Origin of the sequence: Macrococcus sp. DPC7161, from assembly GCF_004117835.1 — a bacterium.
Classification (GTDB): Bacteria; Bacillota; Bacilli; order Staphylococcales; family Staphylococcaceae; genus SDSC01.
The window spans coordinates 26,598-41,533 of the sequence record NZ_SDSC01000005.1 but is presented as its reverse complement, the minus strand read 5'-3'; the positions used below and the strand labels follow the sequence as shown (position 1 = coordinate 41,533).

Below are 14,936 nucleotides of genomic sequence, written 5' to 3'. Positions count from 1 at the left end.
AATGAAATTTAAATTTGCGATCATTGGAATTACAGCATTGTTATTAATTATGTTTGTGAAGCAAACAATGGAACATGGATTTAACGTGTTAAATTTAATCGGTATTATTGTCGTAGCAGTATTCTTATTCTGGATTGACCATAAATTAGAAAGACCTGTAACAAAAGAAAGTTTAAAACAAAACATTAAACGTACGAGACATAAATAATTTTAAGCCATCCTATATTAGTAGGATGGTTTTTTATTGGGTGAACGGGATCTGCGGCTCAAGTGTGAGCGCCAGATGAGCTACAGATGAAACTGCAGCTCAAGTGAGAGCACCAGATGAGCTACAGATGGATCTGCAGCTCAAGTGTTAGCAAGAGATGAGCCACAGCCGAATCTGCAGCTCAAGTGTGGGCACTAGATGAGCTACAGATGGATCTGCAGCTCAAGTGTGTGGACCAGATGAGCCACAGCCGAATCTGCAGCCCAAGTGTAGGGACCAGATGAGCCACAGATGATTCTTTGATTCAAGTATTACTGAAGGAATTGGCAACCAATAACTATAAGTAGTCAGAATTATAAGATAACTATATAATGCTATAAAGGGGGAATATTTAATGAAGCATTATATTTTTATTTTTAAAGAATGCGCGCTATTTGAAGTTGTTTTGTTGGCAAATTTCTTATCCAGTCAAAATGAACAGGTTGTTATTGTAGGGGAAGAAGAAACAGTAAAAGTACATGAGGGATTCAAAATACAAGTTGATATGCTATTAAAAGATATTGATATTGAAACTATCAAATCATTTACTATAACGGGTGGTAATCCTTCAAATTTAGTTGATAAAGCATCATTAAAATCATTATTGTTGAAGCTTCAGAACAATTCGGATGTATTGATTGGAGCAATTTGTGGTGGTGTATATATCATTAGTGAATTACTTGAAATTGATTTTAATAAAATCAATAAACCAGATGTATTTCTATATGAAAATATTCTATTAAGTCCACCCAACAAATATGTCGACTTTGCAATTCAAATGTTAAAAGAAATGAATTTATATAAAAATGAAGAGGATTATTTAGAAACTATAAAATTTTTTAAAGAGTTTAAAGCAGAATGATAGTTTCTATAATTTTAATATGAATTCTTAAAGATGCTATGAATATTTAAGAAAAAAACTTAGTGGGGATGTTAATTTGAAGTATAGAATTATCTGGATAAATGGTGCGTTTGGTACAGGAAAAACTACTTGTGTTGAAATGTTAAATAAAATAATTAATAATAGTATCATTTTTGATCCAGAAATATCTGGGAATATGATAAATTCAATTTTACCATCGAAATTAAAGCTTTATGATTTTCAAGATTATAAAGAATGGTGGATTATTAATAATTTATTATTGAAAAAACTCTTTTATGAAACAACGAAAATAATATTAATTCCTATGACTATTACCAATCAGGTGTATTTTTATGAAATTCTTAAGGAATACCACATAACGAATGTAAACAATTTATATTAATTGCTAGTCATAAAACTATTGTTGAAAGGTTAGAAAACCGAGGAGAACCGATAGGCTCATGGCCATATCAACAAATAGACAATTGTATTTCATCGTTCAAAAGAATGAATGATATTACAACAATAAATACAGATAATTTAGGGATAAATGATGTTACAGAAATAATTTTTAAATTGTTAATATAGGGAGGAAATAATGCTAAAAACAAACAGATTACTAATTGATGTCCCTAAAGAAAAATATTTTAAAAAAATATTTGAAATTCATGCAGATCCAGTAGCAAATCAATTTAATCCAAATGGACCTGAATCATCAATTGAAGATTTTCATAATACTTATCAACAATGGCAAGAACACCACGATAGACACAGATATGGATATTATGTATTAATTGATAATACAGACAATATACCATTTGGAGTGTGTGGTTTAAGAAGAAAAGAATTAAAAAATGAAATAGTATTAAATATCTATTATAGAATTTCTTCTCAAAAAACAAGAAAAGGGTTTGTAAAAGAAGCCGCGGAAGTAATTATCAATCATGTTAATTCAATTACTCAAAATAAGTTTAGATTAGTAGCACAAACAAAGTATAATAATTATCCTTCTATAAAAACAGCAGAATCATTAGGATTTGTATATGATGTGAGTTATGATAATTATAATGTGTATTTATTTAGATAATATAAATGTAAGTGTAAGAAAGTAAATTTAAAGCCAAGTATTGATAAAAATTCAATACTTGGCTTTTTTATGAGAATAGCTCATCAACTGTAACATTAAAACATTTTGCTAATTTAAAAGCGAGAGATAATGTTGGATCATATTTATCATTTTCAATAGCATTAATTGTTTGACGAGATACCTCCATTTTCTTGCTTAATTCAGCTTGAGACATTCCTATTTGTTTTCTTAATTCTTTTATTTTATTCTTCAATGCAATCATCCCTTAGCACTATACTTATATTTAGTATAAACAAAACTAAGTAAAAGCATAATAATAATGATAATTAAATAAAATACTTCTGGATACTCTGGTAAAATACTTTTTTCGGGATGTCCTATACCGAATAATTTTAAAATTATTGCTAGTATTAAGGCATATACTGTCCATACTAAAGTATATGAAAAAGCTTCTAGAATTATTTTAGTTTGACGTTCATCAATTTTTTTATTGGTCCCTTCAATTATATCTTTAGGCAAATATTTTTTTGTTAAAAAAGTCCATAAAGCACTAAAAATAAATATGCAAATCAATCCGAATATATTCATGTTAGTCACTCCTAGACATTGTATTTTTTGTTGATACTTATGTAATTTATTACTAGTAAAGCTAAGGTTAAACCAAGATTTGCAACTTCTTTATACTCATTTAAAAAATCAAAATCTAAATTTTTAAATCCTATTGTTTTAAAGATGATAATGATGAACCAAATGGCAATTAAATAAATCAGTGTATTTGAGAATACTTCAATAAGTATTCTTTGTTTTCTTTCATCATATACTTTTGTTGGTGCGTCTAATGTTAAGTATTTTATGAAGAAAATGAATATACCGATCAAAAGCAACAAGGCAATAACTAATTTTAATATCAAATTTTAAACCTCCTTAAATGTCAAATCTTTTTTACATTTTTAATATAACAACAACCTAATATAATGTCAAAAGTTTTTGACATTTAAAGTAGACAATATTAATAAATTGTCTATTTTTAAACTATATACCTGTTGATATAATCATCAAAAGAGGTGATGTTATGATTACGGATTCATTTGATATTGATTCAGAAGGGATTGTAAATCTTGAGATGTTTTATGGAAAGAGTAAACAATTGATAGATACTTGTTTTATCATTCTTTCTAAAAAAATACATGACACAATCCTACAAAATTATGAATGTGAATTGATTGGAGAGATTGGTGCATGTAATGGGAAAACACCGATTTATAAGATGAAACATGAGGGATTAGAAATTGGATTTTATTTATCGGGTATTGGATCTGCTGTAGCTTCTCATATGTGTGTTGAAGCGAATTGGCTTACGGGTGCGTCTCATTTTATTATGTTTGGTTCAGCTGGCAGTTTAAATAAAAATTTAACTGAAAATAAATATGTTTTATCTACAGAAACTTATAGGGATGAAGGGATGTCATATCATTATAAAAAACCAAGTGATTATATAAAGATTAAAAATAGTAATCGATTGGCAGAATGGTTTAATGAAATGAATATTCCTTATATCCAAGGTAAAACTTGGACGACCGATGCGATGTTAAGAGAGACAAAGAATAATGTAAATAAACGTATAGATGATGGCTGTATTGCAGTAGATATGGAATTGGCTGGTGTTCAAGCTATTTGTGATTTTCACGAATTTGAATTGTATAATTTTTTAGCCACTGGTGATGTATTATCTGAACATAGTTACGAAGTAGAAGGACTATCGAATGCGAATCATGATATGGATAAATTTTATATTGGGTTAGAAGTAGCTAAAAGAATCAAGAAGTTATTATAATTTTGATGGAGTTCACTTTTTATTATCCTAGTCTTCAATTTATGCTATACTCATATCACTAAAGTGAGGTATTTATTATGATTAAAGCATACGAATTTGCACAAGTGATGATTAAGGTGAGTCAATTACTTAAGATTTATAAAACGAATGATCCAACGACGAATAAGGCACAGAAGAATATTATTTTAGATGAGATTCGTACGATTTTTATTGTAAATGATATTGATGCTTCTTCTCAAATTGAAAAGTTTGATGATATTAGGCTTTCGAAGCAGAGAGCTGCGAGTATTATTTCTGAGTTAAAGCAGTTTGTTGAACCGTTTGAGATGCCTTCTATAAAGCAGGTTGAGAAGCTTTTCAAAAAGGTGAAGAAGTTAAAGACACCACCAAGTGATCAATTGGATTTACAGATGATGAGTTATTTAGGGTGGAATGATCCTGCTGCTAATCGTAAATATATGATTTATAAAGATCAATCTGATACGTTTAAAGGGATGTATGGTGAATTGTCACCGACGAAGGTAAAAGGGTTTTGTTCGATTTGTCAAAATGAGTCTGATGTTGCATTATTTCTAAATAAGACAAAATCGAATAGTGATGGTACTTATACGAAAAAGGGTGATTACATTTGTTATGATAGTAACGTTTGTAATCAACATTTAGATGATATCGAAAAGTTATATCAATTTGTTAATAAAGTGCAATAGAAGTTAGTATGTATAGTTTGAAGCTTAAAAATTAATAAATGTCCGAAGTCACGATTAATTTCGGACATTTCAAACGAAATGACACACAGAAAGTAACCAAAATGTCCGAAGTCACGATTAATTTCGGACATTTCAAACGAAATGACACACAGAAAGTAACCAAAATGTCCGAAGTCACGATTAATTTCGGACATTTCAAACGAAATGACACACAGAAAGTAACCAAAATGTCCGAAGTCACGATTAATTTCGGACATTTCAAACGAAATGACACACAGAAAGTAACCAAAATGTCCGAAGTCATGTTGTACTTCGGACATTTTTATTGATTTTCTTTAAATGGCAGAGAAGCACCTTTTTAATTGAAAAACATCATCATGGCTTTTAATTTTTCTTCGTTGATGAGTGTTATGTCGCTACCGAGTGCGATTTTATTTCTTATGATGCCTTCTTTTTTGGATGCTTTGTCTTCTTTTTGTTTACCATGTATAAAGTAGTCGATGGGTTCGTTGACGTCTTCGATATAGGTGCCACCTTGATTGACAATGTATTGTACGATTTTCTTTCTTGGTAAATGCAAGGTGCCAGATATGCCAATCTTCTTTTGATAGAAGGGGTGATCAGGGTTGGCGTTTGTTTCGGGTTGTATTTGCATTAAGTCTCGTATGTATTTATTTCTTGTTTGTGTGGCATTGTTTTTCATATTGCTTAAATATTTTTTATTGTGTTTTAAATAATCATCCAGGCTGTCGTATGACTTTAATAGTCTAACTGCAATCATCGCACATGCTTTTGCATCGTTTAATGCATGGTGGTGACCATGAAAATCGATGTGATAGTAGTTCATTAAGTTCTTAAGTGAATAGCTGTATGTTGAGATTGTCTTTCTTGCCATGATACGTGTGCAGAAGTATTTCAATGTTGGTATTTCGATATTGTTTTTCTTTAATGTTTGGTAGATGACATTCATATCAAATTGCGCATTGTGTGCAACGACTGGTAAATCGCCAATGAAATCTAACATGTGTGGCCATACTTCATTGAATGTCGGTGCGTTTGTAACGTCGCTTGGTTTGATATGATGAATGGCGATATTGGATGGTGAGAAGTGTGTTTTCGGATTAATCATGGTATAAAATTCTTCTACCATCATATTGTCGATAATTTTTACCATACCAATACTACAAGGTGATGCGAAGGATGAATTGGCTGTTTCAAAGTCTAATGCAACGAATGCGTTCATGTGATGCTCCTTTTTGTTCATAATAAAAAAGATAAGCTATCGCTTATCTTTTATTGTATCAATATTGATTTGTGTTTCACAATGGCAATTCGAACTGCATGTGTTGCATTTGCCTTCTTTTGATTTTTTGAAGAATTTAATGAGTGTATATGCTGCATAGCCAAAGATTGCTAATATAAGTACTGCATTAATTAATAGTGTCATAAAATCCTCCTTATATGAATTGTTGTCCGATTTGATAAACAAGCATCGATAATAAATATGCGATTGCTATTGGATAAGTCATTGCAAATATCGTCCATTTCCATGATGTTGTTTCTTTTCGAATGGCTGCGACTGTTGATAAACATGGTATGTATAACAAAATAAATAACATAAAGCTATATGCTGATAATGGAGTGAATTGTTCTCTAATTGTATGGATTAAAGCATTATCATCTACTGCATAAATGATGGCCATTGCACTAACAACAACTTCTTTTGCTAAGAATCCAGGGATTAAAGTAGCACCTGCTTGCCATGAACTGAATCCAAGTGGCAATAGTAATGGTGCAATAACACCACCAATGATGCTTAAGAAACTATGATCAATATCAACACCAAATCCACCTGGACCAGCATAGTTTAATAACCAAATAACTACTGAACCACCAAAGATAAATGTACCGGCTTTTTTAACGAATCCTTTACCTTTCTCCCATGTGCTACGCCATAAGGTTTTTACAGCAGGGAGACGGTAAGGTGGTAATTCAACGATGAATACGGATGAATCATTTTTTAATATTGTTTTTGATAGGATATAACTTACGATTAACGCAACAACAATACCAATAACGTATAAACTTAATACGATGGTTGCTTGGTTTTCTTTAAAGAATACACCTGCAAATAATGCATACACAGGTAATCGTGCAGAACATGACATAAATGGTGCAATTAAAATAGTTGTCATGCGTTCTTTTTCTTCTTCAATACTGCGTGCTGCCATAATACCAGGTACGTTACATCCAAATCCAATAATCATTGGAATAAATGATTTACCGTTTAACCCGAATACTTCCATAACACGGTCCATAATGACAGCAATTCTTGCCATGTATCCAGAGTCTTCAAGTAAAGAGATGAAGAAGAATAATACAAGGATTTGTGGCACGAATACCAATACGCCACCAACCCCAGCAATGATTCCGTCTGTAATTAAATCTTGTAAAAAAGGCATGACATGCACTTGCTGCATGATTGATTTCGTGAAATCAGTAACCGTGCCACCTATAAAACCATCTAACATATCAGATAGCGGTGTACCAATCCATGTAAATGTTGTTTGGAAAATCAACCACATCACAAATAAGAAGATAGGTATACCAAAAATACGGTGTGTTAAAAGTTTATCCACTTTGTCAGTTAGTGGTGTTTGATTTTCCTTCGTATAAGTGACAACACCAGATAAAAGCGTATCTAAATAACTGTTTCTGCTATTTTGAATTGATTGTTTAATGTTGATATCACTTTGCACTAATTCTGTCTTAATTTGATTAAGTACATTGAGGTCTTCATTTGATAATTGTTGGTTAAAATAATCTATTACAGCTTTGTTATCTAATAAATATTGAATGCTTAAGAATCTAAAGTGGATGGGATTTAGACGAACTTTATTTTGAATCGTCTTTGAAATACGTTCAATGCTTGATTCGATTACTTGATCATAACGAATGATTAAAGGTCTTGCTTTAATATCATGAGATTTTAACGCGTCTAATACTTCATTTGTCCCTTTACCACTTCTTGCGATGATTGGCAGAATTGGTGTTTTTAGTTTACGCATGAGCAATTGATAATCTACTTTTATACCACGATTCAATGCAACGTCCATCATGTTTAATCCTATAATCATTGGTGCTCCATATTCTAACATTTGAATCGTTAATAATAAATTACGTTTGATTTGTGCAGCATCTACAATATTTAGGACGCCATCAAATTGATCGTGAATTAAAAAATTTGTTACCACTGTTTCATCTTTAGAAATAGGTAACAAATCATATATCCCCGGTAAATCTACCATCGTACCGATATTTTGTTTTAAGTTCCCAACTTTCTTTTCAACGGTTACACCACTCCAGTTACCCACATATTCATAATTACCTGTTAACGCATTGAATAAAGATGTTTTTCCTACGTTTGGATTTCCGATTAAACAATAATTAAGCATCACACTGCTCCAATTTAATGCAACATGCATCGCAATTTCTTATACAAATATGTTGACCATTCACTTCTAAAGTACAAGGTCCTTTAAATAATTTCTTGTTACATACTTTTACAACTGCACCTTCTGTGAATCCTAAGGCATTCAAGCGGTGGGCAAGCATTTGATTTACAAAATCTAAAGATTTAATTTTATATAGCGTATTTAATTTTGCTGTACTAACGTTCATTATGAACACCTCTAAACAATTAATGATTATCATTCTCAATTAGAAGAATAGCATATAAGAGCGTTCAAAACAAGTAAATTTTTGAGGTTTTCCTTGAGAGAATTATAATAAGAATAAAGTAATGACAATAGGATATTTTAAACAGTAATGCTATAATAAATTGTTGATAATAGGAGGTAGTTATGAGTATCTTTTTAGCGAAAAATGTTGCCAAATTGGCAAGACGTGCAAGCATTATGGCGGGTAAACGCGGAACAGATTTACCTGGACAAATTGCGCGCAAAATAGACCCACAAATTTTAAGAAAACTAAGTCATCAAGTTGATGAGATTGTATTCATTTCTGGTACAAATGGAAAAACGACAACGAGCAATTTAATAGGACATACATTAAAAGCCAATGGCATCTCTATTATTCATAACACTGAAGGTGCGAATATGGCAGCAGGCATCACTGCGAGCTTTATTGTGCAGTCGAAAAAAGACACGAAACTCGCAATTATTGAAATTGATGAAGGATCAATTGAACGTGTGATGAAAGAAATGACACCAACAAAAATGGTGTTTACAAACTTTTTCCGTGACCAAATGGATCGCTTTGGTGAAATTGATATTTTAGTAGATAAAATTGCGGATAATATTAAAGGGCGTGGCATTCAGCTTATTTTAAATGCAGATGATCCATTTGTATCAAGATTAAAGATAGCAAGTCAAAATGTCGTTTACTACGGTATGAAGGACGGTATTCATACATTTGAAGAAAGTACGATGATTGAAAGTAAATATTGTCCAAACTGCGGTAAGTTACTTGAATATGATCATATTCATTACAATCAAATCGGTCACTATCATTGTTCTTGTGGCTTTAAACGTGAAACACCGAAATATGAAATTACAAAGTTAACAGAAACACCATACTTAAACCCAACGATCAATGGTAAGACATTTAACACAAAACTTGCTGGTGATTTTAACGTATTTAATATGATTGCGGCATACAGTGTATTAAGAGAACTTGGTTTGAACGATGATTCTATTGAAAAAGGATTCTCAACATATCAATCAGATAACGGGCGTATGCAACATTATGACAATGGGACAAAGCAAGCCATCATTAACCTTGCAAAAAATCCAGCAGGTTTAAATGCAAGCTTATCCGTTGGTGAAAAGATTGAAGGTACGAAAAGTTATTTAATTAGCTTAAACGACAATGGTGCTGATGGACGTGATGTATCTTGGATTTGGGATGCTGATTTTGAAAAGTTAAGTCGCCAAAACATCGATAAGATTATGTGTACTGGTCAACGTGCTGAAGAATTAGCACTTCGATTAAAATATGCAGAAATTAATGCAGATATCATGGTAAACCAAGACATTAAAGCAGCGACAAAAGCCATTTTAGATCAGTCGGATTATACAGTTTGTGTACCAAACTATACGTCTTTAGAACCGATGCACCAAGCGTTAAATCATTACTTTGAGGAGGCACACAATGGATAAAACAATTAATATATTTCATTTTATGCCTGATAAATTAAATTTATATGGTGATATCGGTAATGTCATTGCACTTAAACAACGTGCAAAATGGGCTGGTGTCGATGTTACTGTTACAGATATCAATTCAACAGCAGGTATTCAATTATCTGATGCAGATATTTTATTTATTGGTGGCGGCAGTGACCGCGAACAAAAAATAGCGACAGATGATTTATTTAGAATTAAAGATGAATTTAAAGCAGCTATTGAAGATGGCATGCCAGCATTAACGATTTGTGGTGGCTATCAATTTTTAGGTGAGAAGTACATTACGTTGGATGGCCAAGAATTAAAAGGGCTAAACATTTTAGACTTTTATACAGAATCAAAAAAGGACCGCTTAATTGGTAATATTGTTATAGAATCTGAGACATTTGGTCAAATCGTAGGCTTTGAGAATCACGGTGGTAGAACATATCATCAATATAACACACTTGGTAATGTCGTAAGTGGTTATGGTAATAATGATACCGATAAAAAAGAAGGCATTCATTATAAAAACTTATTAGGTACATATTTACATGGACCAATCTTACCGAAAAATCATGAAATTACCGATTATTTATTACGTGCAGCTTGCGAACGTAAAGGGATTAAATTTGATAATCAAATGATTGATAACCGTGTTGAAGAAGCGGCAAAAAGCGTTATTGTTAAGCGCTTGTTAGAAAATAAATAATGTAAATGGAGAGGCTGGGACATAAGTGTTCTGCCACAAGCATAAACCGAGCAAAACGTATAAATCGCTTTTTGATTTATCGTTTTTGTTCGGTTTTTGTAGTAGTGGCAACTTATGTTCCGCCGTTTAGTCTGTTTATCATTAGGGGACATAATCAATCACTCATTTTTTGTCATGTTTTTGTCCCAGTCTTCTAATCAACGGTACAAAAACAGCAACTTCGGTAAAGAACTTCACATTCACTCAAAATCAAAAAGCGATTTTGGTTCATGTTCAGTTTTTACTTGTTGCTGAACGTTTTTGTCCCAGTCTCCAATTTTATTTGTGACAATATTAAAAACAAACTTAAAGATGTATTTAAAATGTAACTTTTAGGTGTATAATCATAATTGTAAATATCGACGAGGTGATAAGATGCTGGATTATAACGAAAAACCGTTTATCGTAATTTGGGAAGTAACAAGAGCTTGTGAACTACATTGTTTACATTGTCGAGCTGAAGCTCAAGTTAATCGCAATCCATATGAATTAACGACACAAGAAGGTAAAGCATTAATTGATGATATTGCTAAGATGGATGGCCCAATGCTTGTTTTTACTGGCGGAGATCCATTGATGCGTGAAGATATTTTTGAACTGAGCGAATATGCAGTTAAAAAAGGTGTGAGAGTGTCAATGACACCAAGTGCGACACCTAATGTGACTAAGGAAAATATGGAACGTGCTAAAAATGTAGGTTTATCACGCTGGGCATTTAGTATTGATGGGCATACGAAAGAGATTCATGATCATTTTCGTGGCACTGAAGGTAGTTTTGATTTAACGATGAACGCCATTCAATACTTAAAAGAGCTTAAAATGCCATTACAAATCAACACGGTAATTAGCAGATACAATATTGATTATTTAGAAGAAATGGCACAAATGGTTGAAGATTTAGGTTGTGTTTTATGGAGTGTCTTTTTCTTAGTGCCAACTGGCCGTGGCAAGACAGAAGATATGGTTTCGCCTGAAGATCATGAACGCGTGTTTAGATTTTTAAATCAATTAAGAAAGACAGCATCATTTGGTATTAAAACAACTTCAGCACAACATTATCGTCGCGTTGTATTACAAGAGAAAATACGAGAAATGAAAAAATCGGGTACATTTGATGCGATTAAATACGAAGACAGCTTATCTACAATGGATATTAATACAATTGATGGCTTAGGGCGTGCGCCTAAAGGTGTTAATGATGGCAATGGTTTTGTATTTGTATCTCATTTAGGTCATGTTTATCCGAGTGGCTTATTGCCAGTGAATTGTGGCAATGTGAGAGAAAAGCCTTTAAGTGATATTTATGTGAATTCACCAATACTTAAAAATTTAAGAAATCCAGATCTATTTAGTGGTAAATGTGGCATGTGTGAATTCCGTTATGTATGTGGGGGCTCTAGAAGTCGTGCATACGCTGTTACTGGCGATTACATGGCGTCAGAACCGTATTGTGTATACAATCCAAAAGAATGGATTAAGCATCAAAGAGCATTAAAAAAAGCATAGTTTAAAAAATTAATAAGCAATGTTGGGTTAAAAAATATAAAAAAGTAAGTTAAAATTTGGAGGAATTATAATGATTACAAAAGATATGAAAGTTTCAGAAATCGTAAAAGCTTTACCAAAATCAGCAGATATTTTCCGTGCAAACCGCATTGATTTTTGTTGTGGAGGGAATATTGCATTAGAAGAAGCCATTAATGAAAAAAGTAAACCATTAGATGCATTATTAGAAGAAATTAATAGTTTAGACCAAGGTAGTAATGATGGATTAGATGTTCAATATTTAGATAATAGAAGTTTAATTATCTATATTCAAAATAAATTCCATAAACCACTTGAAGAAGAATTTAAAAACTTAATGCCGTACGTAACAAAAGTAGCAAAAGTTCATGGTGAAAGACACCCACACTTACTTGAATTAAAAGTATTAGTAATGAAATTACGTGATGAATTATTAGATCATACGAAAGATGAAGATGAAAATGTATTCCCATTAGTAATTGCTTATTCAGAAAATCCAACAGATGAATTAAAAGCTCAACTTGCACCACACATCGAAGAACTAGAATCTGAACATGATGGGGCAGGAGACATATTAAAACGTATGCGTGAAATTACAAATGATTTCACACCACCGATGGATGCATGTGGTACATACAGAGTAGTATACCAACGTTTAGCAATGTTAGAGGCGGCTACTTTCCAACATGTGCATTTAGAAAATAATGTGTTATTTGAAAGATTAAAATAATTTAATTATTTATGTCAAACATATGAAAAAACAAACGCCGATGACTGTCATCGGCGTTTGTTTGGGTGTTGCTCTAATAATTTATTAATCATTAATATTTCATATATCATATGATTTTTAAATTGGTTTTCATCAAATTCATCAAGATGTTTGACACTCATTTTAAGTAGGCTCAGTGATGGTTTGTGAGGCTCATAAATTCTCGTTTCACCAAATTGATGAAATGATTGAATTAAGTGATTCATCGCTGTTTGTTCTTCTTCACTGAAATGCAGCTGTATATCATGTGGCAACATAATCAAATGATTGATATGTAATTGTATTAAACGATTGACGTTTAAACGATGCGTAATTTGAGCCAGCTCTAATTGTTTTTCAGTGTTTTTATGAAATTGTAATTCTTCTTTCTGATAGCCTTTTAATTGTTCAATCTTAGAGATTAATTTATCTGTTTCAACCATTAATTGCTCAGTTGTGTTAGAAGTAATTTTTTCATTAGTAATCTCATTGATGCGTGTATTTAAAGTATTCATCATTTTTGTTTCAAATATATCTAGCAATTGTTTAATTTGATTGATGTACTTTGGTGGCAATACAAAGAAATTGACCACACCTGCAGTACCTAGGCCAATTGTAGTTGTTGCGAGTCTTGAAAAGAAATTATAAGCAAAGTCTGTATGTATGTTAGGTACCATGGCAACGGCTGTAAGGCTGGCTACGAGTAAGCCATCATATAATTTCAATTTATAGCAAACAAAGATAGTTACTGTAGCAGCAATACTGTAACTCAGCGCTGATTCTCCTAAAAAGTAGGTGCTCGTTACGGCGATAAATGCACCAAGGATTGAAGCGGGGAACCTGACATAAGCTTTTCTAAGCGATGCTTTTGCTGTAGGTTCGATGGATACAATGGACGTAATCACAGCAAATATCGCAGGTAAAGTCAGCAACTGACAAAACAAAGCAGTTAAAAATGTAGCAAGACCAGTTTTAATGGTACGTGCACCAATCAATTTGTTGAGCCATTTGATTTTCATATTTATTTAATCCTTTATTCTAAAAAATTTTTGATATAATAGAAGTAATGTATCTATATTAGTCATATTTTTGGATAAAATCAACCAATCACTTGTATACTAATAAAGTAAAGACATAAATAGTAAAGGACGGTCAATATGATAGTAAAAACAGCTGAAGAACTTGAAGGATTAAAGGAAATTGGACGTATTTGTGCCATTATTCGTGATACGATGCAAAAAGAAACAAAAGCAGGCATGACTACGAAAGAAATCGATATGATTGCTAAAAGACTTTTTGAAGAATATGATGCGAAATCTGCACCAATCACAGAATACGACTTCCCAGGATATACTTGTATTAGTGTGAACGAAGAAGTTGCACACGGTATTCCAGGTACAAGAATTATCAATAATGGTGATTTAGTTAACATTGATGTTTCTGCATGCAAAAATGGATATTATGCAGACACAGGTATTTCATTCGTAGTGGGGGAATCAACAGATCCTTTAAAACAAAAAGTTTGTGATGTTGCTTTAATGGCATTTAATGAAGCGATGAAGAAGGTTAAAATTGGTTCTAAAATTTCTCAAATTGGGAAAGCTGTGAATGCAACTGCACGTAAAAATGATTTAACTGTTATTAAAAATTTAACGGGTCACGGTATCGGTAAAAGCTTACATGAAGAACCGAAGCATATTTTAAATTATTATGATGCTTTCGAAAAAGATTTATTTAAAGAAGGTATGGTACTTGCTGTTGAACCATTTATTTCAACGAAAGCTACCGTTGTCACAGATGGTAAAGATGAATGGGCGTTTGAAACGAAAGATCACAGTTACGTTGCGCAAATTGAACATACGATTGTTGTAACAAAAGAAGGACCATTATTATTAACAAAATTAGAAGATTAATCTACAACTAAAGACCGAGTGCAATTTCGTTCCAAAGCCTCTTAATCGGCTTTGGAACTTTTTTTATAATGGAGTAT

18 protein-coding genes and 1 pseudogene are annotated in these 14,936 nt (G+C 32.1%); 11 read left to right on the top strand and 8 right to left on the bottom strand.

Going from position 1 to position 14,936, the window contains the following annotated elements; genetic code table 11:
• Position 1: 1 nt before the first annotated feature.
• From ER639_RS08275 to ER639_RS08260, 4 genes are all read left to right on the top strand, one after another.
• Positions 2-208: a hypothetical protein gene (locus ER639_RS08275; RefSeq protein WP_129065317.1), complete on the top strand. Its 207-nt coding sequence runs from the start codon at positions 2-4 to the stop codon at positions 206-208.
• A gap of 394 nt (positions 209-602) precedes the next feature.
• On the top strand, positions 603-1,109 hold the full coding sequence (locus tag ER639_RS08270; RefSeq protein WP_129065316.1) for a DJ-1/PfpI family protein: 507 nt from the start codon (positions 603-605) through the stop codon (positions 1,107-1,109).
• Positions 1,110-1,185: 76 nt separating this feature from the next.
• A complete protein-coding gene (locus ER639_RS08265) occupies positions 1,186-1,512 on the top strand; it encodes a hypothetical protein (RefSeq protein ID WP_129065315.1) in 327 nt (108 codons plus the stop codon).
• 195 nt (positions 1,513-1,707) lie between these two features.
• Positions 1,708-2,196, top strand: a complete 489-nt coding sequence (locus tag ER639_RS08260; protein WP_129065314.1) for a GNAT family N-acetyltransferase — start codon at positions 1,708-1,710, stop codon at positions 2,194-2,196.
• Between the two features lie 67 nt (positions 2,197-2,263).
• Here the strand turns inward: ER639_RS08260 and ER639_RS08255 are convergent, their stop codons facing one another.
• From ER639_RS08255 to ER639_RS08245, 3 genes are read right to left on the bottom strand one after another with little or no spacing between them, the layout of a single operon-like run.
• Positions 2,264-2,449 (bottom strand): helix-turn-helix transcriptional regulator, encoded by a 186-nt coding sequence (locus ER639_RS08255; RefSeq protein WP_129065313.1) that lies wholly within the window; start codon positions 2,447-2,449, stop codon positions 2,264-2,266.
• Between the two features lie 5 nt (positions 2,450-2,454).
• Positions 2,455-2,784 carry a hypothetical protein gene (locus ER639_RS08250; RefSeq protein WP_129065312.1) on the bottom strand — a complete coding sequence of 110 codons (330 nt, stop codon included), beginning with the start codon at positions 2,782-2,784 and terminating at the stop codon, positions 2,455-2,457.
• A gap of 11 nt (positions 2,785-2,795) precedes the next feature.
• The gene (locus tag ER639_RS08245) at positions 2,796-3,107 is read right to left on the bottom strand and encodes a hypothetical protein (protein WP_129065311.1); all 312 of its coding nucleotides are present in this window, start codon (positions 3,105-3,107) and stop codon (positions 2,796-2,798) included.
• A 161-nt stretch (positions 3,108-3,268) separates the two neighbouring features.
• Between ER639_RS08245 and ER639_RS08240 the strand changes: the two genes are divergently transcribed.
• The gene (locus ER639_RS08240; protein WP_129065310.1) at positions 3,269-4,030 is read left to right on the top strand and encodes a nucleoside phosphorylase; all 762 of its coding nucleotides are present in this window, start codon (positions 3,269-3,271) and stop codon (positions 4,028-4,030) included.
• Positions 4,031-4,107: 77 nt separating this feature from the next.
• Positions 4,108-4,737 (top strand): FusB/FusC family EF-G-binding protein, encoded by a 630-nt coding sequence (locus ER639_RS08235; RefSeq protein WP_129065309.1) that lies wholly within the window; start codon positions 4,108-4,110, stop codon positions 4,735-4,737.
• Between the two features lie 703 nt (positions 4,738-5,440).
• Here ER639_RS08235 and ER639_RS12430 read toward each other — a convergent pair.
• From ER639_RS12430 to ER639_RS08215, 4 genes and pseudogenes are all read right to left on the bottom strand, one after another.
• Positions 5,441-5,980, bottom strand: a pseudogene (locus ER639_RS12430) (3'-5' exonuclease); the annotation flags it as partial.
• A 36-nt stretch (positions 5,981-6,016) separates the two neighbouring features.
• Positions 6,017-6,184 (bottom strand): FeoB-associated Cys-rich membrane protein, encoded by a 168-nt coding sequence (locus ER639_RS08225; RefSeq protein ID WP_129065308.1) that lies wholly within the window; start codon positions 6,182-6,184, stop codon positions 6,017-6,019.
• Positions 6,185-6,194: 10 nt separating this feature from the next.
• Positions 6,195-8,192 carry a ferrous iron transport protein B gene (gene feoB / locus ER639_RS08220; protein ID WP_129065307.1) on the bottom strand — a complete coding sequence of 666 codons (1,998 nt, stop codon included), beginning with the start codon at positions 8,190-8,192 and terminating at the stop codon, positions 6,195-6,197.
• Positions 8,185-8,418, bottom strand: coding sequence for a FeoA family protein (locus ER639_RS08215; RefSeq protein ID WP_368665664.1), 234 nt, complete (start codon positions 8,416-8,418; stop codon positions 8,185-8,187). The genes feoB and ER639_RS08215 overlap by 8 nt, the downstream gene beginning before the upstream one ends.
• Before the next feature lie 182 nt (positions 8,419-8,600).
• Here ER639_RS08215 and murT point away from each other — a divergent pair, with 182 nt between their 5' ends.
• The 4 genes from murT (at position 8,601) to scdA (ending at position 12,928) form a co-directional block, all read left to right on the top strand.
• Positions 8,601-9,917, top strand: a complete 1,317-nt coding sequence (murT, locus tag ER639_RS08210) for a lipid II isoglutaminyl synthase subunit MurT (RefSeq protein WP_129065306.1) — start codon at positions 8,601-8,603, stop codon at positions 9,915-9,917.
• Positions 9,910-10,635 (top strand): lipid II isoglutaminyl synthase subunit GatD, encoded by a 726-nt coding sequence (gatD, locus tag ER639_RS08205; protein WP_129065305.1) that lies wholly within the window; start codon positions 9,910-9,912, stop codon positions 10,633-10,635. The genes murT and gatD overlap by 8 nt, the downstream gene beginning before the upstream one ends.
• Before the next feature lie 414 nt (positions 10,636-11,049).
• The gene (locus tag ER639_RS08200) at positions 11,050-12,180 is read left to right on the top strand and encodes a TIGR04053 family radical SAM/SPASM domain-containing protein (protein WP_129065304.1); all 1,131 of its coding nucleotides are present in this window, start codon (positions 11,050-11,052) and stop codon (positions 12,178-12,180) included.
• 70 nt (positions 12,181-12,250) lie between these two features.
• Positions 12,251-12,928, top strand: coding sequence for an iron-sulfur cluster repair di-iron protein ScdA (scdA, locus tag ER639_RS08195; RefSeq protein ID WP_129065303.1), 678 nt, complete (start codon positions 12,251-12,253; stop codon positions 12,926-12,928).
• A 47-nt stretch (positions 12,929-12,975) separates the two neighbouring features.
• Here the strand turns inward: scdA and ER639_RS08190 are convergent, their stop codons facing one another.
• Positions 12,976-13,965: an FUSC family protein gene (locus ER639_RS08190; protein WP_129065302.1), complete on the bottom strand. Its 990-nt coding sequence runs from the start codon at positions 13,963-13,965 to the stop codon at positions 12,976-12,978.
• 138 nt (positions 13,966-14,103) lie between these two features.
• On the opposite strand from ER639_RS08190, the gene map reads away from it, so the two are divergent.
• Positions 14,104-14,859, top strand: a complete 756-nt coding sequence (gene map, locus ER639_RS08185) for a type I methionyl aminopeptidase (RefSeq protein ID WP_129065301.1) — start codon at positions 14,104-14,106, stop codon at positions 14,857-14,859.
• Positions 14,860-14,936: the final 77 nt, after the last annotated feature.